21 protein-coding genes and 2 pseudogenes are annotated in these 20229 nt (G+C 66.1%); 13 read left to right on the top strand and 10 right to left on the bottom strand.

Going from position 1 to position 20229, the window contains the following annotated elements; genetic code table 11:
- The 5 genes and pseudogenes from BN60_RS27385 to BN60_RS27365 form a co-directional block, all read right to left on the bottom strand.
- Positions 1 to 298 (bottom strand): annotated as a pseudogene (locus BN60_RS27385) (copper oxidase); the annotation flags it as partial.
- 15 nt (positions 299 to 313) lie between these two features.
- Positions 314 to 1750 (bottom strand): TolC family protein, encoded by a 1437-nt coding sequence (locus BN60_RS27380; protein ID WP_020699390.1) that lies wholly within the window; start codon positions 1748 to 1750, stop codon positions 314 to 316.
- On the bottom strand, positions 1747 to 1971 hold the full coding sequence (locus BN60_RS27375) for a hypothetical protein (RefSeq protein WP_020699389.1): 225 nt from the start codon (positions 1969 to 1971) through the stop codon (positions 1747 to 1749). Before BN60_RS27375 ends, BN60_RS27380 begins: the two co-directional genes overlap by 4 nt.
- Before the next feature lie 156 nt (positions 1972 to 2127).
- Positions 2128 to 2520 carry a hypothetical protein gene (locus tag BN60_RS27370; RefSeq protein WP_148283537.1) on the bottom strand — a complete coding sequence of 131 codons (393 nt, stop codon included), beginning with the start codon at positions 2518 to 2520 and terminating at the stop codon, positions 2128 to 2130.
- Between the two features lie 123 nt (positions 2521 to 2643).
- Entirely contained in the window at positions 2644 to 2919 is a 276-nt protein-coding gene (locus tag BN60_RS27365; RefSeq protein WP_020699387.1) for a metal-sensitive transcriptional regulator, read from the bottom strand.
- 3 nt (positions 2920 to 2922) lie between these two features.
- Here BN60_RS27365 and BN60_RS27360 point away from each other — a divergent pair, with 3 nt between their 5' ends.
- From BN60_RS27360 to BN60_RS27345, 4 genes are all read left to right on the top strand, one after another.
- Complete coding sequence (locus BN60_RS27360) at positions 2923 to 5298, top strand: heavy metal translocating P-type ATPase (RefSeq protein WP_425357819.1); 2376 nt, start codon at positions 2923 to 2925, stop codon at positions 5296 to 5298.
- An 81-nt stretch (positions 5299 to 5379) separates the two neighbouring features.
- Positions 5380 to 5727 carry a hypothetical protein gene (locus BN60_RS27355; RefSeq protein ID WP_020699385.1) on the top strand — a complete coding sequence of 116 codons (348 nt, stop codon included), beginning with the start codon at positions 5380 to 5382 and terminating at the stop codon, positions 5725 to 5727.
- 71 nt (positions 5728 to 5798) lie between these two features.
- Positions 5799 to 6710 (top strand): TerC family protein, encoded by a 912-nt coding sequence (locus BN60_RS27350; protein WP_020699384.1) that lies wholly within the window; start codon positions 5799 to 5801, stop codon positions 6708 to 6710.
- A gap of 52 nt (positions 6711 to 6762) precedes the next feature.
- Positions 6763 to 7032 carry a hypothetical protein gene (locus BN60_RS27345; protein ID WP_020699383.1) on the top strand — a complete coding sequence of 90 codons (270 nt, stop codon included), beginning with the start codon at positions 6763 to 6765 and terminating at the stop codon, positions 7030 to 7032.
- Here the strand turns inward: BN60_RS27345 and BN60_RS27340 are convergent.
- From BN60_RS27340 to BN60_RS27330, 3 genes are read right to left on the bottom strand one after another with little or no spacing between them, the layout of a single operon-like run.
- Complete coding sequence (locus BN60_RS27340; RefSeq protein WP_020699382.1) at positions 7029 to 7859, bottom strand: class I SAM-dependent methyltransferase; 831 nt, start codon at positions 7857 to 7859, stop codon at positions 7029 to 7031. The two genes, BN60_RS27345 and BN60_RS27340, sit on opposite strands and share 4 nt — an antisense overlap.
- Complete coding sequence (locus BN60_RS27335) at positions 7856 to 8773, bottom strand: phosphoribosylaminoimidazolesuccinocarboxamide synthase (protein ID WP_020699381.1); 918 nt, start codon at positions 8771 to 8773, stop codon at positions 7856 to 7858. Before BN60_RS27335 ends, BN60_RS27340 begins: the two co-directional genes overlap by 4 nt.
- A 5-nt stretch (positions 8774 to 8778) precedes the next feature.
- On the bottom strand, positions 8779 to 9171 hold the full coding sequence (locus BN60_RS27330) for a carboxymuconolactone decarboxylase family protein (RefSeq protein WP_020699380.1): 393 nt from the start codon (positions 9169 to 9171) through the stop codon (positions 8779 to 8781).
- A gap of 104 nt (positions 9172 to 9275) precedes the next feature.
- Between BN60_RS27330 and BN60_RS27325 the strand changes: the two genes are divergently transcribed.
- Positions 9276 to 11171: a potassium transporter Kup gene (locus BN60_RS27325; RefSeq protein WP_020699379.1), complete on the top strand. Its 1896-nt coding sequence runs from the start codon at positions 9276 to 9278 to the stop codon at positions 11169 to 11171.
- A gap of 69 nt (positions 11172 to 11240) precedes the next feature.
- Here BN60_RS27325 and BN60_RS27320 read toward each other — a convergent pair whose 3' ends face one another.
- Together BN60_RS27320 and BN60_RS27315 are read right to left on the bottom strand one after the other, a co-directional pair.
- On the bottom strand, positions 11241 to 11498 hold the full coding sequence (locus tag BN60_RS27320; protein WP_020699378.1) for a hypothetical protein: 258 nt from the start codon (positions 11496 to 11498) through the stop codon (positions 11241 to 11243).
- Positions 11495 to 11992, bottom strand: coding sequence for a hypothetical protein (locus BN60_RS27315; protein WP_043284387.1), 498 nt, complete (start codon positions 11990 to 11992; stop codon positions 11495 to 11497). Before BN60_RS27315 ends, BN60_RS27320 begins: the two co-directional genes overlap by 4 nt.
- Before the next feature lie 88 nt (positions 11993 to 12080).
- Here BN60_RS27315 and hemP point away from each other — a divergent pair, with 88 nt between their 5' ends.
- The 8 genes and pseudogenes from hemP to BN60_RS31105 form a co-directional block, all read left to right on the top strand.
- Positions 12081 to 12278 carry a hemin uptake protein HemP gene (gene hemP, locus BN60_RS27310; RefSeq protein ID WP_020699376.1) on the top strand — a complete coding sequence of 66 codons (198 nt, stop codon included), beginning with the start codon at positions 12081 to 12083 and terminating at the stop codon, positions 12276 to 12278.
- Between the two features lie 107 nt (positions 12279 to 12385).
- Positions 12386 to 14686, top strand: coding sequence for a TonB-dependent hemoglobin/transferrin/lactoferrin family receptor (locus BN60_RS27305; RefSeq protein ID WP_020699375.1), 2301 nt, complete (start codon positions 12386 to 12388; stop codon positions 14684 to 14686).
- Positions 14680 to 15516, top strand: coding sequence for an energy transducer TonB (locus BN60_RS29310; RefSeq protein ID WP_020699374.1), 837 nt, complete (start codon positions 14680 to 14682; stop codon positions 15514 to 15516). The genes BN60_RS27305 and BN60_RS29310 overlap by 7 nt, the downstream gene beginning before the upstream one ends.
- An 11-nt stretch (positions 15517 to 15527) precedes the next feature.
- On the top strand, positions 15528 to 16577 hold the full coding sequence (locus tag BN60_RS27295) for a hemin-degrading factor (protein WP_020699373.1): 1050 nt from the start codon (positions 15528 to 15530) through the stop codon (positions 16575 to 16577).
- A complete protein-coding gene (locus BN60_RS27290) occupies positions 16577 to 17440 on the top strand; it encodes a heme/hemin ABC transporter substrate-binding protein (RefSeq protein WP_020699372.1) in 864 nt (287 codons plus the stop codon). The genes BN60_RS27295 and BN60_RS27290 overlap by 1 nt, the downstream gene beginning before the upstream one ends.
- Positions 17437 to 18486 carry a FecCD family ABC transporter permease gene (locus BN60_RS27285; protein WP_020699371.1) on the top strand — a complete coding sequence of 350 codons (1050 nt, stop codon included), beginning with the start codon at positions 17437 to 17439 and terminating at the stop codon, positions 18484 to 18486. Before BN60_RS27290 ends, BN60_RS27285 begins: the two co-directional genes overlap by 4 nt.
- A complete protein-coding gene (locus BN60_RS27280; protein WP_020699370.1) occupies positions 18483 to 19262 on the top strand; it encodes a heme ABC transporter ATP-binding protein in 780 nt (259 codons plus the stop codon). The genes BN60_RS27285 and BN60_RS27280 overlap by 4 nt, the downstream gene beginning before the upstream one ends.
- A 96-nt stretch (positions 19263 to 19358) precedes the next feature.
- A pseudogene (locus BN60_RS31105) lies at positions 19359 to 20229 on the top strand (hypothetical protein); the annotation flags it as partial.

Below are 20229 nucleotides of genomic sequence, written 5' to 3'. Positions count from 1 at the left end.
CGTTGTAGCCCCACAGCCGGGCGATCATGCCCGGGGCCATCTCGCGCTCCACCGGCTCGGCGACGAGATGGAATTCCTTCCAGTCGCCGTTCTGCCGCCACGGCAGCGTCCAGCCGTTCAGGGTCACTACCGGCTGGTAGTCCGGTCCGCTCGTCGGATAGAGCGGCGGCTGCATGGTGTTGGTCGTGACCCGGGGCGCCTCGGGGATCGACTGCGCCTGTGCGCGTCCGCTGATCGCGCTGGCGCCCAGCAGGGCAAGGCCCGAAGCCCCGACGAGATCGCGTCTTGAAAGAGTCATGGTCTGCTCCCTGGATCAGAGGCCGAGCGGCAAGGTTTCGGGGGGTGGTGTGGTGTTGATGACGCCGGAAGGCGGTACGGTTCCGCCGACGATCAACGCCGCCTGCAGGTCGGCGATGGCGAGGTGGAAGTCGCGCAACGCGTTCAACGCCGCGACATTGGCGGATATGCGGTCGCGCTCCTCGACGAGGACTTCGAAGACATCGACCAGCATGCCGTTGTAGCGTAGCAGGACCTCCGAAGAGATTTGCCGACGCAAAGGCAGGATGCGCGTCTGGTAGTAGCGCGCGATGTCGTAGGTCGCACGATAGGTCGAATAGGCAAGACGAGCTTCCGACCGCGCATTCACCGATCGTTCGGTGAGCCGGTTGATCGCCCGCATGTAGATCTCGCGCGCCGTCGTGACCCGCGCTTCGCCGGTGTCGAAGACGGGAACGACGATGCCGAGTTCCAGACCGTAACGGTTCTTCGACGATTGCTTGCCCTCGTCGTTGGTCTCGAGTTCGTTGCGATAACCCAGGCCGAGCTCGAGGAAGGACATGTAGCGCGTGGCTTCGACGAACCCGACCGACTTGGCCAGGGTCACGATCTCGTAGCGCAGGATGATCAGGTCGACTCTTCGCCGCATGGCCTCGACCTCGACGTCGGCCAGGTTGTCGGGCGCGGCCGGCAGGACCGGCAGTCTCGACGGCAGCTTGTAGTCGAGATCGCTGCCCCACAGGCCCATGATGCGATTGAGCGCTTCCCGTTCGCGCTTCTCGGCAAGCCGCGCCTGCGCGACCTGTGCGCTCAGTTCGGCATAGAACGTCGTGACCCTCGCCTGATCGAGCTTATTGGCAGCACCGGTTTCGCCGAGCTGCTTCATCATGTTGGCCGAGGCGTCGGCGGTCTGACGGGCCTGTTCGAGCAGCGCGAGCTGCTGGCGGGCCGCCACCGCCCGCACATAGGCGCGCCGGGCATCCACCGACAGGCTCAACGTCGTGGCAACGGCGCGATAGCGGGCTTCCTCGAACTCGCGCTTCGCGATCTCGGACTTGCGCGGCAGCGTGGCGAAAGCCAGCAGATTGCCGACGAGCTGGAAGCCGACTTCGGCAAAGCCGCTGGGGCCGAAGACCCGCGATACGGTGAGCGCCGGATTGGGCGGCAAGGTCGCCTGGACGTACTCCGCCTCGGAGATGCCAAGGTCGTTGTAGGCGGCCTGCAGGCCGCGATTGTTGAGGAGGGCAATCTGGACCGCCGTATCCTCGCTCAGCGGCTCGGACAGCAGCGCCTGCACACGCTCGCGAGCCCGCTGCGTCGCTTCGGCCGAGGAAAGTTTGACAGTATCCTTGCCGATCTCGCGGCGCACATTGTCGGTGACCGGCGACATGCCGCCATCCGCCGTGAACTTCGCGCAACCGCCCGCCAGCAGACCGACGAGAACCGTGGCCGTAACCTTGGAAAGCACGGTCATGGCGTCCGTCCCGCGCCGGGCGCGACGCCGTCGTTCAGCTCGCGCCAGGGCTTCAGGCCGACCGGCACATGCGATGCCGTTCCCGTCATGACCGGCTGGTATGGCGCAGCGACGATGGGGGCCTCGGGGCTGGTCGGCCCGGTCGGCGACAGCTCCTCCAGAGGCGGCGAGTTGCAGGCGGCAACGCCAAAGGCAAGCGCCAGGAATGGCAGATACTTCATAGGCAACGATCCGAACCAAGGTTGACCGACAGACAGGCAGTCGCGTTCCGGCCGCTCACGCGGCGCGGAGATCACCTGAGTTCGCGCAGATCGAGTGTCTGAACGGACGAATCCAAAAACTCACGGCCAGACACGCGCCTTCAGCGCGTACTCAGGTCAGCCGAGTTTGGGAGGTCGTTCGGTGCGGCCGCTCAAGCGGCCTACGAGCAGATCGGTCAGGCCGACGATACGGAGGCCGTGAACCTGCAAGGTTCCGATGGAATCCACCGGCGTGGCCGCAAGGGCGGCATGGCAGGCGATGTTGCAGCAATTGTTCGATGCGTGATCCGGCGACTGATCCCTGGGACAGGGATTGGCATCGCCGTCGACCTTGGCGGCTTCGTCGGACGAAGCCTGATGCTCCGTCGTGCCCTGCTGATCGTGCGAATGATGGGCCGACGGCTCGGAGTAAGACGAACCAGCGGAACGCCCGTCGTGGCGCCCTTCATGGGCAGAGGCCGTTCCCGCAGCCACGACGAATCCCACCACCGCGAGGAATAGAACTCGCATCAGGAGGTTCAAGGGATTGGCCAATCGCATGGAGCACAAAATGTCCATCGTCTCCGGTCTTGTCAATCGCACTGACGACGAAGTGGGCACCTAACCCCTGCAGGGTATAGGTCGATGCCCAGATCAACGACGACGATTGTCGAGAACTTCCAGAAGCTCGTCGATCTTGGTCTGGCGTTCACGCGTCGAACCCGCATGAAAGGCATGCGCCACGCAATGTCGTAGATGGTCGCCGAGCGTTTCCTGCTCGACTTTATCGAGGGCGGCACGCACGGCGCGGACCTGCGTGATCACGTCGATGCAGTAGCGATCTTCCTCGATCATGCGGGCGACGCCGCGCACCTGGCCTTCAATGCGGCTGAGCCGCGCCAGCTGCGACTTCTTGAGCTTTTCGTCCATAGCTTGAAATATACCCCCGCAGGGTATAGACCGCAAGCCATGGAACACGATTGCTGTCAGCCTGGCCATCACCATCCCCATGGCGCCGACAGGACGGCGACGGATCCCGTCTGCGGCATGACGGTGAAGATTGCCACGGCCAAACACACGACGGTGCACGACGGCAAGACCTACTATTTCTGCAGCCCCAAGTGCCTGCGGAAATTCACGGCGGAGCCGCTGCGCTACCTGCAGCCGGCCGAGACGCGACAGGCTCCGGTCGCGCCCGGTACGATCTTCACCTGCCCCATGCACCCGGAAATCCGGCAGGTCGGCCCCGGAAGCTGCCCGATCTGCGGCATGGCCCTGGAGCCGGCCGAAGTCTCGCTCGATGGCGGCCCCAGCGAAGAGCTGACCGACATGACGCGACGCCTGTGGGTCGGTCTCGTACTCGCCGTTCCCGTCGTGGTCCTGGAGATGGGCGGCCACCTCACCGGCCTGCACATGCTGATCGGCCAGAAGCTCTCGAGCTGGCTGCAATTCGCCCTGGCGACGCCGGTTGTGTTGTGGGCCGGCTGGCCTTTCTTCGTGCGCGGCTGGCAGTCGCTCAAGACGCGCAACCTCAACATGTTCACCCTGATCGCGATGGGCACCGGCGTCGCCTGGGCCTATAGCGTCGTGGCCATCGCCCTTCCCGGCCTCTTCCCGCCGGCCTTCCGCGGCGCCGACGGCACGGTTGCGGTCTACTTCGAGGCCGCCGCCGTGATCACCGTGCTGGTCCTGCTGGGCCAGGTGCTCGAGCTGCGGGCCCGCGAACAGACGTCGGGCGCCATCAAGGCGTTGCTCAATCTCGCACCCAGGACGGCGCGCCGGCTGAAGGACGACGGCACGGACGAGGAAGTCGCCCTCGATGCCGTGTCGGTCGGCGACCGCCTGCGCGTGCGGCCCGGCGAGAAGGTGCCGGTCGATGGCGAAGTGATCGAGGGCCGCTCGTCGCTCGACGAATCGATGGTCACCGGCGAATCCATGCCGGTCACCAAGGAGCAAGGCGCCAAGGTGATCGCGGGCACGCTGAACACGACCGGCAGCTTCGTCCTGCGCGCCGAAAAGGTCGGCCGCGACACCATGCTATCGCGCATCGTGCAGATGGTCGCCGAAGCGCAGCGCAGCCGCGCGCCGATCCAGCGCCTGGCCGACCAGGTCTCGGGCTACTTCGTTCCCATCGTCATCGTCATCGCCCTCGTGGCCTTCGGAGCCTGGGCCGTCTTCGGCCCCGAACCGAAGCTGGCCTTCGGCCTCGTCGCAGCAGTGACGGTGCTGATCATCGCCTGCCCCTGCGCCCTGGGTCTGGCGACGCCGATGTCGATCATGGTCGGTGTCGGCCGCGGCGCCCAGGCGGGCGTGCTGATCAAGAACGCCGAAGCGCTGGAGCGCATGGAGCGCATCGACACGCTGGTCGTCGATAAGACCGGCACCCTGACCGAAGGCAAACCCAAGCTGGTCTCGATCGTGCCGGCCACCGGCATCGCCGAGAACGAGGCCCTGCGTCTGGCGGCAGCCGTCGAAACCGCCAGCGAACATCCGCTGGCACTGGCGATCGTCGCCGCCGCGCGCGAACGCAATATCTCGCTGCCGTCCGTGTCCGGTTTCGACTCGCCGACCGGCAAAGGGGCGCTGGGTACGGTCGAGGGCCACAGGATCGTTCTGGGCAATTCCCGCTTCCTTGGCGAGCAGGGTATCGACACGGCTGATCTCGAGCGCGAGGCCGAGCGGCAGCGCAGCGAAGGGGCGACGGCAATCTTTCTGGGAATCGACGACAGGGCCGCCGCGGTGCTGGCCATCGCCGATCCGGTGAAGGAGACGACGCCCGAAGCGTTGCGGGCCCTGGCGGCGGAGAAGGTGCGCGTGGTCATGCTGACCGGCGACAACCGCACCACCGCCGAGGCCGTGGCACGGCGGCTCGGCATCACCGAAGTCGAGGCCGAAGTGCTGCCCGACCAGAAGAGCGCCGTGATCGAGAAACTGCGCCGCGAGGGCCGAGTCGTCGCCATGGCCGGTGATGGCGTCAACGACGCGCCGGCGTTGGCCGCAGCCGAAGTCGGCATCGCCATGGGGACGGGCACGGACGTCGCCATCGAAAGTGCGGGCGTCACGCTCCTCAAGGGCGACCTGATGGGCATCGTCCGTGCCCGGCGGCTGTCGGAGGCGACGATGGCGAACATCCGCCAGAACCTGTTCTTCGCCTTCGTCTACAATGCCGCGGGCGTTCCGATCGCCGCGGGCATCCTCTACCCGCTCTTCGGAATTTTGCTGTCCCCCATCATTGCGGCAGCCGCCATGGCGCTCAGTTCAGTCAGTGTGATCGGCAACGCGTTGAGGCTGCGGCGTATCAGAATCTGACCTCTGGGCTGCGACAATTCGGAACGGTCGTGTCGCTTTAGCCTTGATCTCCAGCCGCCTGGACAGGAAATTGGCTGAATCATGCGTCTGATCCACCGATCACACCGTGCGGCCAATGCCGTTCGGACCGTGTCGCCGAGCGGCGAGTTGTTTGTCGCCTCGGTGGTGGTGTGCATGATCCTGTCCGCCTTCGGCGATTCCGTCGATCCGTCCCTGTTTGGCGAACTGGGTTTCGAATATGCCCTGTTCGACCTGAGTGGCGAGTTTTCGGTGCTGGCGATGCGACACTGGCACCTGCTGCAGCTCTTTCTGGCTGGCAGCGCGCTGGCGGCAGGCATCATGGTGTTGCGCATCGTCGCCGGCGCCTTCTTCAAGCCGCTTGAGTCCGCGCCACCGCGGGATGCCGAGAAAGTGCCCATCAAGTTCTGACAACGGACTGAAAGCGCCGCTGCCCCTCGCGGGGATGGTGGTTTACGCCTACTCGTTGTTGGAGACTTTTCGTGGAAATCGATTTCTTTTCGGCCGCATTCCTGTCGGCCCTACTCGCTATTGTCCTGATCGACCTCGTGCTGGCGGGCGATAACGCCCTCATCATCGGGCTGGTCGCGCGCAATCTGCCCAAGGAGAGCCAGAACAAGGTCATCTTCTGGGGCACCTTCGGTGCCATCGCCATCCGCGCCTTCATGGCGATCATCGTCGTCTACATCCTGGCGGTGCCAGGCTTCATGCTTGCCGGCGGTCTCGCTCTGGTCTGGATCGCCCGCAAGCTGCTGACCCCCGAGGGCGGCGGCCATGAGGAAAGCCACCTCGCCAAGCCGGCCACGACCTTCGCCGGCGCTGTCCGCACCATCGTGATCGCGGATGCGGTGATGGGCGTCGACAACGTGCTGGCGATCGGCGGCGCCGCGCACGGCAGCATCCTGCTGATCATCCTGGGTCTTGCCATCAGCGTGCCAATCATCGTCTGGGGCAGCAAGCTGGTGATCAAGCTGGTCGATCGCTATCCGTCGGTCATTCTGCTGGGCGGCGCGGTTCTGGCCTGGACCGCCTATGGCATGATCGTCCGCGAGCCGTTCCTGGTCTCGTGGTTCGAAAACCACCCGGCAACCAAACTGGTCCTCGCGGTGCTGATCTTCTCGATCTCCCTCGCCCCCTGGTACAGCGAACGGCTGCCGGCACATATGAAGCCCCTGGTCGTCGTGCTGCCGGCACTGCTGCTCTGGATGCTGGCGTTCGAAGTCGCCGGCACGGTCTGGAAGGTGCAGATCGACTATCTGATGGCCAGCAATCAGGGCGAATACTTCATCGAAGGTCTGCGCTGGATCGGCTGGCTGCCGTTCGTCGCCCTCTTCCTGTGGGTGCGCGAGCAGTTCCTGCAGCGTAGCCAGCGGGCTGCCCGCGACACGCACTAAGGTGAAGCAAGCGATGCTTGCGGGGCCTGGAACCGCGGCGTAGGACCGCGACATGTCCCGCAAGCTTCTGCTTTTTCTGGCGATCCTCTTCGTCCCGTGCCTGGCGCCGTCGGCCGCGATCGCCGACGACGCTTCCTACTGCGCCGATCTGTCCGGCCTCTATCGCCGCTACCTGAGCGGCCAGGGCAACGGCCAGCTCTTCCCCGACGTCACCGCGAGCGTGGCGATGGACGAGTGCGCCAAGGGCAACTACGCGGCGGGCATTCCTGTTCTGGAAAAGAAGCTGCGCGACGCGCGCTTCACCCTGCCGAAGCGCACCTAGCGCCGGCTTGCCTGCAGCGAGACGGCGAGCGGCAGCCAGGGCTTGTCCGGCCAGTGCCAGTCGCCATCGTCGCGCTTCACCAGAATATGGAACATCTGCCACGGCACCTGCGCGTGCTCGTGCAGCCAGTCGAGCGACAGGCCGGCGTCGATGAGGCCGCTAAGTATGCCAGAGAGCGAATGCATCCAGCTTACGTTGGTCGCATTCACCAGCCGGGCATCGGGATCGGCGTAGTCGAAGCCGTCGTTCATGACGAGCGGGTCGCGCTCGAAGTACGGCGCGAAATAGCCCGGCATCCCGTCCGGCAGCTTCGTCTCGTTGTCGAACACATAGGCCGACGGATGACCGTCGGCGTAATAGAGCCGGCCGCCGGGCTTCAGGAAGTGCGCGACGATCGCGGCCCAGCGCCTGATATCGGGCAGCCAACAGGTGGTGCCCCAGGTGACATAGACGAGGTCGAAAGCCCCCGCCTTGCCCACTGCAGATGGCGCATCATAGAGATCGGCGCAGATGAAACGCGCCCGATCTGCCAGGCCCAGCTCGTCGGCGAGGTCACGCGCCGCAGCAATCGCGGGCTCGGAAAAATCGAGGCCGGTCACCCTGGCACCGCGCTGGGCGAGCGAAAGCGTGTCGGCGCCAAAATGGCATTGCAGGTGCAGCACCTCGAGCCCGCTTACGTCGCCGAGCTCGGCCTCCTCGATGGCATTCAGCCGGCCACGGCCGGCACGCAAGGGGGCCAGGTCGTAGCCCGGAGCCTTGAGGTGGACGCCGACTCGCTCGTCCCAATTGGCGCGATTGATCGCGCGCCAATCCTTGTCGGCTGTCACGACACGACGAGATCGGCGCCGGTCAGCCGCCGATAGGCTTCGAGATAGCGCTTGCTGGTCGCCTCGACGACATCGGCCGGCAGCCATGGCGCCGGCGCCTCGCCATTCCAGCGGCCGGCGTGACGCTCGACGTCGAGCCAGTCGCGCAGCGGCTGCTTGTCGAAACTGGGCTGCGGTTTGCCGGGGACATAGCCATCGGCCGGCCAGAACCGCGAACTGTCGGGAGTCATCACTTCGTCGATCAGCAGGATCTCGCCCGACCCGGTGCGGCCAAACTCGAACTTGGTGTCGGCAATGATGATGCCCTGCTTCAGCGCCACGTCGCGGCCCTTGGTGTAGACCAGACGGGTCAGCCGCTCGAGCTCGGCGGTGACGTCGGCACCCAGCACCTTCTTCATCTGTGCGATGGTGATGTTCTCGTCGTGGCCGCTCTCGGCCTTGGTCGCCGGGCTGAAGATCGGCGGGTCGAGCCGGCCGCTTTCCTGCAGGCCCGCCGGTAGCGTCTCGCCGGCCAGGGTTCCGGTCTTGGCGTATTCACGCCAGGCCGAGCCCGTGATGTAGCCGCGCACGACGCATTCGATGGGAAACACCGTCCCGCGCTTGCAGAGCATGGCGCGGCCGGCGATCTCGTCGCGGTGGTCCTTGAGAGCCGGCACCGCTGCGACGATCTCGTCAGCGTCGGCCGAGATCATGTGATGGCTGACGACATCGCCCAGCTGGCGGAACCACCAGGCGCTGACCTGGGTCAGCACGGCACCCTTCTGCGGGATGGGCTCGGCCATCACCACGTCGTAGGCGCTCACCCGATCGGTCGCGACCAGCAGCAGCCGGTCGCCGTCCACGGCGTAGACATCGCGCACCTTGCCGCGGGCGATCCGTTCGAGCGGCAGGTCGCTTGTCGTCATCAGCACCATTGCACTCAGCCTTCCTTGCGCAGTTCCTCGAACACTTCCTTGGCGGTGAGCATGGCCTCGCGCACCGACGGGAGGCCGATATAGCCGCAAAGATGCATCAGCGCCTCCGACAATTCGTCCTCGGTCCAGCCCTGGCGGCGGGCCATCCGCAGGTGGATGGCCAGCTCCGGCCAGCGTGCCTGGGCCGTATCGGAAATGACGCAGATCAGCGCCCGTGTCTTGAGGTCGAGGCCGGGCCGGGACCACAGCATGCCGAAGACCGCTTCTCGGGCATAATCGCCGAACTTCCTCATCATCGGGTCGTCGTAGACCGATTTGGCCATCTCGGCGGCATACTTCTCGCCCATCAACTCGGCCCTGATCTGGCTGCCCTTCCGGTAGTTTTCGCTCTCGGCCATCGTTTCCTCCAATCGTCGCATTTCGGAGCTGCAGCGTCGGGGAATTCACGCGTAGGATCAATCATCTGCCAGGGAGCACGGCGGGTGGGGGAGAGACGATCAGCATGACGGCCAATGGTTCGCCGGGGCAGCCTGCCGGCAACAAGCGCGCGGCCGCACTCACACTCGCTGCACTCGGGGTCGTCTTCGGCGATATCGGCACCAGCCCGCTCTATACGGTCAAGGAGTGCTTCAGCGAGTACACCGGCATCCAGCCGACGCCGGAGAACGTACTGGGCATCCTGTCGCTGATCACGTGGGCGCTGATCCTGATCGTCACGGTGAAATATGTCGGCGTGGTGATGCGCGCCGACAACAAGGGCGAAGGCGGCGTGCTGGCGCTGATGGCCTTGGTGTCGCGTCAGAGCAACATCCCGGAACGCCGCCGCCGGATCTACCTCATGCTCGGCATCGCAGGCGCTGCGCTCTTCTACGGCGATTGCCTGCTCACGCCGGCCATCTCGGTGTTGAGTGCGGTCGAGGGCTTGAACGTCGCCGCGCCCGCCCTCCAGCCCCTGGTGTTGCCCATCGCGCTCGGTGTGCTGTGCGGGCTGTTCGCCGTCCAGCGCTTCGGGACGGCAGGCGTGGGTCGCTGGTTTGGGCCGATCACCCTGCTTTGGTTTGTCGTCCTGTTCGCCCTCGGCATCCGCCAGCTTGTCGACAACCCTAGTGTGCTGGCGGCTCTCTCGCCCCATCACGCTGTGGCCTTCACGCGCGAGAATGGCTTCGTCGCTTTTCTGGCGCTGGGTGCCGTCACCCTCGCGGTGACGGGCGCGGAAGCGCTCTACGCCGACATGGGCCATTTCGGCGTCAAGCCGATCCGGATGGCCTGGCTCGGGCTCGTGCTGCCGGCGCTGCTGGTCAACTACTACGGGCAAGGCGCCCTGCTGCTGGCCGATCCGTCGGCGATCGCCAATCCGTTCTTCCTTCTGGCGCCGGACTGGGCGCTCTATCCGCTGGTCGGGCTGGCGACGGCCGCAACGGTGATCGCCTCGCAGGCCACGATCTCCGGGGCCTTCTCCATGGCGACACAGGCCTCGCTGCTCGGCCTCAGCCCTCGTGTGCATATCGAGCACACCTCGGCCAGCGAGTTCGGCCAGGTCTACCTGCCTGTCGTGAACTGGCTGCAGCTCGCCGGCATCGTCGTCCTGGTGCTGGCCTTCAAGTCCTCGAGCAATCTCGCCGCTGCCTACGGCATCGCTGTCACCGGCACCATGCTGGTGACCAGCGTGCTGGTGTTCGCACTGGCTGTTCGCGCCTGGAAATGGCCCTGGCAGTTCTCGATTCCGGTATTCGGCCTGTTCATCGTGATCGACACCTCGCTCCTGTCGGCCAACATGCTGAAGTTTCTCGACGGCGGCTGGGTGCCGCTGGTCATCGCCACGGCGATGTTCCTCGCCATGTGGAGCTGGCTCCGGGGACGGATCGCCGTCGCCCAGCGCGAACGTGAAGACTCGCTGCCGCTGGAAGCTCTGCTCGGCAGCATCAATCCCGGCCGCCTCCATCGCCCTCAGGGCACGGCGGTCTATCTGACGGCTTTTTCCGGCAATGCTCCGCGTTGCCTGCTGCACAATCTCAAGCACAACGAAGTGCTTCACGAGCATGTCGCGTTGCTTACCGTGGAGGTGCCGGACATCCCGTACGTTTCCCCGGAGAATCGCAGCCAGATCACCCATCTCGGCAAGGGCGTCCACCGTATCGTGCTGCGCTACGGCTTCATGGAGCAGCCCGAGGTGCCGCGCGACCTCGAACGGCTGGCCGACAAGGGGCTGCCGTTCGATCCGATGCGAACCTCCTATTTCGTCGGCCGCAACAGCTTCACGGCATCGAGCAAGCCGCTGCTACCCCGCTGGCAGCGCAAGCTCTTCCTGACACAGTCGCGCTTTGCCGCCAGCGCCGGCGACTTCTTCGGCTTGCCCGCCAACCGCGTCGTCGAGCTCGGCAGCCGCATCGAGATCTGACGATCTTCCGCTCGCCAGACCACGCCGCACCTGCCGAACTCGTCGTGGAGCGCCGCAACTCGGCCGCCGTCACGCATCGAAGCCGCTGAGCGGGATCGCGTCGGCGGCCGGTGGCTGCAGGCCGCGCGACAACAGGTCGGCAAGACGCGCGAAGATGCGGCCGGCCTCGGTGCAACCGACATCCTGCGTCACCGCTTCGGCAGCAATGTTGAGCAACGCGTTGCCGGCGAGATCGCGGCATTCCTCGGGCAGCCCCTCGACGGCGTCGGAAATCACCCGCATCGCGTGCTGCAGGTCGGCGAGACGGTCGGGCATGGGCGCGGTCAATTGAGCCTCCCGCCGGCGTCGCCCGGCATCGGCGCAAGCCGCAGCCCCGCACTCGACAAGGCCGCGGCGAAGGTCTTGAGCCGCACAGCCGCCACACGCGACGCCGTAGGCACCATCATCGCGTCGAGCGACGCCAGCAGCGGGCCGTCGAAATCGCCCTGCGCCAGGCCACACAGCGCGACGAGCACCGCCTCGTCGCGGCTCACGCCCGAGCAGGTCGGCACATGGATCTCGATAGCGCGGCGCGCACCGAACAGGAAGGCATCCATGGCAATGGCGAAGTCGGGCAGCGCCTCCAGGAGACCGGCAACCTTGAAACCGCGATGGAGGATCGAGCCTTCGCCGGGAAGCGCGCGATCCTGATGCCACTGGCGCAGCGCCCAGAGGACGAAGCGTTCGCTCACGGGTAGGGCACAGGCGCAGCCGGGACGGCCACACCCCGGCTTCGGGTCGCGTTGCAGGGTGCTAAGCCTCTGATCCTGCGCGCTTTCCATGGTTTCTCCGCCTATTGAAGACCGTTGACAGAAATCACAGTTTATGCAATTAAGAGTCAATCGCAACTCAAAAGGGGATGAGAGGCGTATGGCGCAGATCACGCATCCTGTGCAGTCGACAGAAGGCGAGCAGGAACGACCGGCTTCGCGCGCGCGAGACTTGGGGCTGCCGGTCGTGGAAAGCGTGGCCCTGATGAGCGGTCAGCGGGAGCTGATCATCCGCCACGGGACGGAAACGTACCGCCTGCGCGTCACCGCCTCCAACAAGCTCATTCTCACCAAGTAACGAGACCCCGAGGGGCCATCCCTCCTCGGTCAAACTGCCCAGCCCGCCGCTCCTGTTGGGGAAGCAAGCCAGCCAGGCGTCCTTTTTCTGTTTTGGGGACCTGGCTTATGACGATCCGTACGCTTCTCTATGCACTGATGGCGACGACAGCCATCGGCGGCACGCTTGCCGTGCCTGCCTCGGCGCAAACGACGCCGCAACCCTCGCCGATCAACCCGAAGCCCGTCACGCCAGCATCCCCGAATCAGACCCAGGCGCAAGTCCAGGTCCCGACAGCGGCCCCGACTGCTCCGCAAGCGATCCCCACCCAGCTCGACGCCGTCACCACCGCCGCGATGCGCAGCCGTCGCCCACTCGAAGACGTCCCGGCGACCGTCTCGGTCATCACGACCGAGGAAATCGACCGCGAGAACATGCAGGACGTCCGCGACCTCGTGCGCAACGAGCCGGGCGTCACGGTCGGCAACAATCCGACGCGCGCAGGTTTTCAGAACTTCGTCATTCGCGGCATCGGCGGCAACCGCGTGTTGCTCATGGTCGACGGCATGCGCCAGCCCGACTTTCCCGACAGCAATACGGGCGCCGGCACCTATACGCGCGAGCAGCCCGACCTCGAGGACATCAAGCGGGTCGAAATCGTCCGCGGACCGGCCTCGGCACTCTATGGTTCGGACGCGATCGGCGGCGTGGTGGCTTACACCACCAAGGACCCCGGCGACTACCTGAAGGAAGGCCGGAACATCTACGGCAGCGTCAAGGCGGCCTATAGCGGCGCCAATCTCCAGTTTGCCGAGACGTTCACGGGCGCCGTCCGGGCCGGCGATTTCGAGTTCATGGGCATGTACACGCGGCGCGACGGACACGAATACACGCCAGCACAAAGCTCCATCGCCCCCAATCCGACGAGCTTCTACAGCAACGACTTCTTCGCCAAGGCGGTGTTCCGACCGACCGAGGTCGACACGATCCGCGTCACCGGCAGCTACACGCAGGGCAAGCAGAGCACGCAGGTGCTTTCCGGCACCGGCACGTTCCCGTCCCTCTTCGCCCGTGTCTTCGACGAATGGGGGCAGGACTACACCAACACCTATCGTATCAGCGCGCAGTGGCAGCACGACGCCCCGATCGGCTTCATCGATAATCTCAGCCTGCTGGCCTACTTCAACTCGGTCTACATGCAGGCCGACACCTATCAGCTGCGCGGCGCCACCAACAGCGCCGTGCCGACAAATGCCCGCACCTCGCAGTTCTACTACACGCAGAACGTTTGGGGCGGTGAGCTGCAGATGCACAGCAACGCCAAGATCGGCAACACCGACAACCATTTCACCTATGGCTTGAGCTTCGCCTACACGACAACCACTCGGCCGCGCGACCGTTGGCAGATCACGCTGGCGACCGGCGCGCGCACCCAGAACGTGGGCGGCGAAACCTATCCCAACAAGAACTTCCCGGACTCGACGACCATCCAGGCCGGCATCTATGTGCAGGACGAGATCAGCGCCCTGGGCGGCCGGCTCAAGATCACGCCGGGTGTCAGGCTCGACTACTACAGCCTGAACCCCAATCCAGACCGCTACTTCTGGAACTCGACCGGCGCCGCGCTCAACATGATCCCGACGGCCAGCACCTATGTGTCGGCCTCGCCCAAGCTCGGCCTGCTCTATCACTTCTCGGATATCTATTCGGGCTACTTCCAGTACGCGACGGGCTTCCGCGCGCCGCCGTACGACAATGCCAACTTCGGCTTCACCAACGCAGCATCGTTCTACCAGATCCTGCCCAACCCGAACCTGAAGCCCGAGACCGCCAACAGCTTCGAAGTCGGCATGCGCGGCAAGTATGCCGACGGCTCGAGCTGGCAGCTCACCGGCTTCGCGAACTTCTACAACAACTTCCTGGAATCGGTCGCGGTCGGCATGAACGGCCCGGTCACTCTCTTCCAGTACAAGAACCTTAGCAACGTCACGATCTGGGGCATCGAAGCGCGCGGCGAATATCGCTTCAACGACAACTGGTCGGTGCTCGGCTGGACGGCCTTCGCACAAGGCACCGACACGAACACCAACCAGCCTGTCGATTCGGTAGCTCCCTGGGCCAGCCAGGCGCGCATTCGCTACACCTCCAGCAACGGCATCGTCGCCCAGCTCATCGGCACGATGACCGCGCAGCACAGCCAGGTCAGCAACCCGACCTACTTCCAGACCCCGGCCTACTTCAATCTCGACGCCACGATTGGCTACACCTTCAAGGACGCGATCAAGCTCAACGCCGGCGTCTTCAACATCACCAACGCGAAGTACTGGAACGCCGCGGACGTGATCGGGCTCGCATCGACGAACCAGCAACTCGATCTCTACGCGCAGCCCGGCCGCTACTTCGGCGTCAACCTCACGGCACGATGGTAGTCCCGGCGGCCCTCTCCGCCGAGCGACTGCCGGCGCCAGCGACACGCGGTCCGCGTGTGTCGCTGGCGTTGTCGCTTGCGTTGCATGGGCTGATCCTGGCTCCCCTGCTGCTCGCCGGCACTGCCGGCAGCAGCGCCAGCGACGAACCCGCTCTCATGGTGGAGCTGTCGCTTGCCGCGCCGACAGCCGGCCCGGAATCCGAGGCCAACAACGACGAACCCGAAACGAAAGAGCAATCGGCCGAGACGCTGCCGGAACCACAGCTCGCGTCGATCGAGGCAACGGCTGCGGCACTTCCGCCGCCCGAACCACAGCCCGAACTCACTCTCGAACCGGAAATCAAGGTCGAGCTGCCGCCTCCGCAGGAACCGCCGCCGCTCAAGGCTGCCGATCTGAAGCCAGCGGAACCTCCGAAGCCCAAGGCACCGTCGCCCAAACCTGCGGCGGCGGCGCGGCCCAAAGCGCAGGCCTCTGTCACCCGCGCGCCCAATCCCGATGCCGGCGATGCCAGCACGACCCAGCAGACGGCAGCTTCTTCGGCGCCGCTGATCGTGTTCGAGGGCAAGCCGCGCTACCGCCATCCGCCGAGACCGCCCGTCTATCCGCAGCGCGCCATCGAGCTCAACCAGCAGGGCGAAGCCCTGGTGCGGGTCCGTCTCGATCCAGACGGTTCGGCTGCCGAGATATTGCTGTGGCGCGGCAGCGGCTTCGCCCTGCTCGATCGCGCCGCTCTCACTGCGGTGCGCGGCTGGCAGTTCCTGCCCGCCATCCGGGACGGCCGTCCGGTCGCCGCCTGGGTCGAAATTCCCGTTCGTTTTCATCTACGTTGAAAGGAGAAGTCATGCTCTCAACCCAGAACGCGGACCTCGCCGCCCGATGGAGCCGCTTGCGCGGCGAACAGCCGGCGATGCGGATTCGCGATGCCGCCACGACACTGGGCGTGAGCGAGGCCGAACTCGTCGCACTCGGGATCGGCCAGACCGCAACGCCACTCACCGCCGACTGGCGCGGCATCCTGAACGACATGCCGTCGGTCGGCCGCGTGATGTGCCTGACGCGCAACGAACATTGCGTGCACGAGCGTCATGGCCGCTTCGAGGACGTCCAGGTCACGGGACCGCACGGTCTGGTGCTGGGCACCGACATCGACCTGCGCCTGTTCCTAGGTTCCTGGAAGCACGGTTTTGCAGTCCGCGAACCATTGAAGCAGGGCGAACGGCTCAGCCTGCAGTTCTTCGATGCCGCCGGCGAAGCCGTGCACAAGATCTACGCCATCGACGAGACCGACCGGCCGGCCTTCGATGCGCTGATCGCCCGGTTCACGGCGGCGGAACCGCGGCCGCTGAAGATCGCACCGCATGCCCCCAACGCCACGGACCGGCCGGATGCCGAGATCGACCTCGACGGGCTGCGCAAGGCCTGGGCCGGCATGAAGGACACGCACGAGTTCTTCGGCATGCTGGGCAAGTTCAAGGTCGGTCGCGTGCAGGCGCTGCGCCTGATCGGCGAGGAATTCTCCCGCGAGCTGCCGGTGCGCGCCCTGCGCGAAGCCATGGAGGCCGCCCGGCAATCGGACCTGCCGATCATGATCTTCGTGGGCAGCCGCGGCTGCATCCAGATCCATACCGGACCCGTGAAGCGGCTGGTCGACACGCACGGCTGGTTCAACGTGCTCGACCCCGACTTCAACCTGCACCTGCGCGACTCGGGCGTGGCCCGCGTCTTCTCCGTGCGCAAGCCCACCGAGGACGGCCTCGTCACGTCGATCGAAGCATTCGATGCGGAGAACCGCAACATCCTGCTGATGTTCGGCGCCCGCAAGCCGGGCAAGCCAGAGCTCGAAGACTGGCGGGCGATCGTCGCGCACATCGAGAAGCAGGCTGCTTCGTGATGCGGCGACGTCGCGCCCTGTCGCTGGGCATGGGAGCGGCGCTGGCCGCCTCCTTTCCTGCAAGCGCGCAGCAACCGCCGCGCATCGTGGCCGTCGGCAGCTCCATCACCGAGATCGTCTATGCGCTGGGGGCGGAGAAGCTCCTGGTCGGCGTCGATACGACAAGCCTCTATCCGAACGCCGCGAGATCGTTGCCGCAGGTCGGCTACATGCGCGCCCTCTCGGCCGAAGGCGTACTCTCGCTGAAGCCCAGCTTGATCATCGCCACGACGGCCGCCGGCCCGGCGACCGTTCTCGATCAGCTCAAGGCGACCGGGATCGAGATCATGGTCCTTCCCGACCATTACGACTACGACAGCGTGATCACCAAGATCGCGGCCGTCGGCAAGGCCACGGGCAAGGTGGCAGAAGCCGATGCCATGATCGAACGCGGCCGCGCTGCCATGAAGACGCTCTCCGACCGGCTCGCCATGGCGACCAGCCATCCGCGCGTGCTGTTCCTGCTCGGCATGGGCAGCGGCGCCCCGCAGGCGGCGGGCCGCAACACGGCAGCGGACGGCATCATCCGAATGGCCGGCGGCGTGAACGCCATCGAAGGCTATTCCGGCTATCGGCCGCTGACGCCCGAAGCGGTGATCGCCTCCAAGGCCGACTACATCCTGGTCACGCGCCAGACGGTCGAAGCCATGGGCGGCATCCAGGCGGTTCTCGATCAGCCGTCGCTCAACCGCACGCCGGCAGGCAAAGCCGGCAAGGTGCTGGAGTTCGATGCGCTGTTGCTGCTGGGCTTCGGCCCGCGCACGCCGCAGGCGGCGCAGGAACTGGCTTCGGCCCTGCACCCCGAACTGGCGCGCGCGCCATGACGGCTCCGACGTGGACGGCGCCGGCAATGCGCCGTCCGATCCCGCTCTTCGTGCTGGCGGCCGGGCTAAGCGTGTTGAGCGGCCTCTGCATCGGCGCTTTCCCAGTCGGACTGGGCCAGCTCCTGTCGGCTATCGGCCTCTCGGACGCACCGCTCGACGACACGACCGCCGCGGTGCTCTACGCCATCCGCGCGCCGCGTGTGATCGCAGCCTTTGCCGTCGGCGCAGCGCTGGCGGCAGGCGGCGCGGCAATGCAGAGCCTGTTCCGCAATCCACTAGCCGATCCCGGCCTGCTCGGCGTGTCGAGTGGCGCCGCCCTCGCCGCCGTGTCGGTGATCGTGCTCGGCGAGCGGGTAATGCACATCATACCGCCGGGCTTCAGGCCGTGGTGCCTGCCCATCGCGGCCTTCATCGGCGGTCTCGCCGCGACGATCGTCGTCTATCGGATCGCCGCGCGCGAAGGCGTCACGTTGGTCGGCACATTGCTGCTGGCCGGCATCGCCGTGAACGCCCTCGCCTCGGCCGGCATCGGCATGCTGGTTTTCGTCGCCGACGATCAACAGCTCCGCACCCTGATCTTCTGGACCATGGGCGGCTTCGGCGCCGTGACCTGGACGGCAATCATCCCGGCATTGCTGGTGCTGGCCATCAGCGTGCCGACGCTCCTGCCCACGGCGCATCTGCTCGATGCGCTTTCCTTGGGCGAGCGCGAAGCGGCGCATGTCGGCGTCGATGTCGAACGCCTGAAGGTCCGCCTCGTGGCACAGGTCGCTCTCTCCGTCGGCGCAAGCGTGGCGATCTCGGGCATCGTGGGTTTTGTGGGCCTGCTCGCGCCACATATCGTTCGCATGATGCTGGGACCGGCGCATCGCACCTTGCTGCCGGCCGCGGCCTTGTTCGGTGGCGCAATCCTCGTGCTGGCCGACGCCCTCGCGCGCACCCTGGTGTCGCCGGCGGAGCTTCCGATTGGCGTGCTGACGGCCCTGGTCGGCGGCCCCTTCTTCCTCTGGCTGCTGGTCGGCCGTGCCGCGCGAGGTGGCCTATGAACCTCCTTCAGGCCGTCGGTGTGGAAGTGCGGGCACGCACCAAGACGCTGATCCAGGACATCTCGCTCGACCTGGCGCCGGGCGAGTTCCTGGCCATCATCGGCCCCAACGGCGCGGGCAAGAGCACGCTGCTGGGGGCGCTCTGCGGCGATCGTGCGATAAGCGCCGGACGGCTGTTGCTGGACGGACGGCCGCTCGGCCAATGGCGCAAGGCCGACCTTGCCCTGCGCCGCGCCGTACTCCCGCAACACTCCGCCGTCGCGTTCGACTTCACGGGACTGCAAATCGCGATGCTCGGCCTGCTCGCCCATCGCGGCCGCCTGTCTGAGCCGCAGATGAAGGCGCTGGCCGAGCAGGCCCTGTCGGAAACCGAGGCGCTGGCCTTTGCCGACCGGCCCTATACGGTTCTGTCCGGTGGCGAACGCCAGCGCGTCCAGCTCGCCCGCGTCCTGGCGCAGTGCGACGCCGATCCCGGCCTGAAGCCCTTCCTGCTGCTCGACGAGCCGATTTCGGGCCTCGACCTTTCCCATCAGCATGCCGCCCTGGCCGGCGCCCGCCGACGAGTCGACCGCGGGCTGGGCGTGCTGGCGGTCCTGCATGACCTGAACATGGCGGCGCGTTACGCCGACCGCGTCGCGATCATCGAGAATGGCCGCCTGACGGCCATTGGGCCGACCCGCGAAACGCTCGATCCGGATCGCCTGTCGACCGTCTTCGCGACACCCATCGTGCGCGTGGAGGCCGCGGGCGGGACGGCATTTCTCAGCCCCGGCTGAATTCACCGCGAATCTGTGTCCAAACAGACATAAACCCGCCGGATTCGACCGATGATATGATGCCTTGGCTATTATGGGCATCTCACCTCGGGGATCATGGGCGAACGCCCCACTTTGCTGATGACGACGCGGCTCGGCGTACGCCCCTTGGGCGTGCGCGGCGATCCGTTGCATGCCGTCGCGGGCCAGCTCCTCGCCGTGATTCGCCGTCGCCTGGGCAATGGGCCGGCCAACCTTCTCGCCGATCCGCAGCTTCGCGAATCGGGCGACGGCATCGACTGGTATGCCGCACAGAGCGGCACCGTCCGCAGGCTGAGTGAACTCGGCGAAGGCGAGCGGGCCGACGTGCTGCGCACTGCGGAAACGCACCTCGAAGCGATCCGCACACTCGGCGCGCAGCTTCAGGCCTCGGCGACCAGCGAAGAAGCGCGGCTGATCGGCCGGTCGCTCGAACTGGCGACGGCGCGGCCCTCCGACGATTTCGTCTTTGTGGTCGATGGCCAGCCGGTCATCGTCGCCTGGGGCTATGAGGCCGATGCGGCCGCGAGCCTGCAGCCCTTCGCCCTGGCAACCGTACCCGCACCGGCTACGCCCGCTGCCATCCTCGCCAGCGCGCCTGCGGTGAGCCTGCCCGGCCGTCTCGGCTGGGCACCCTGGCTGAGCGCCCTGCTGTTCGGCCTGCTTCTTCTTCTCCTCCTGCTGCTGACCTCGTGGTTGTTGCGCGCCTGCGTGCCGGTCGATCCGTCGCTCAACATCGCCACACACGAGACGCCCGCGCCGCCCGCTCCCGAAGCGCCGCCCGATCCGACGCCATTGCTCAAGGCCTCGCTCGAAGAGGAGAAGGCCGACGAGCAGAAGCTGAAGGCGGAGCTTGCGTCGCTGCAGGCGGAACTCAAGACGAAGCTGGAGCAGTGCAAGCCGATCGAACCGCCCAAGCCACCGCCGCCACCTCCCCCGCCGCCGGTCG

Origin of the sequence: Reyranella massiliensis 521, from assembly GCF_000312425.1 — a bacterium.
GTDB lineage: Bacteria > Pseudomonadota > Alphaproteobacteria > Reyranellales > Reyranellaceae > Reyranella > Reyranella massiliensis.
This window is presented reverse-complemented; position numbering and strand designations above follow the sequence as displayed.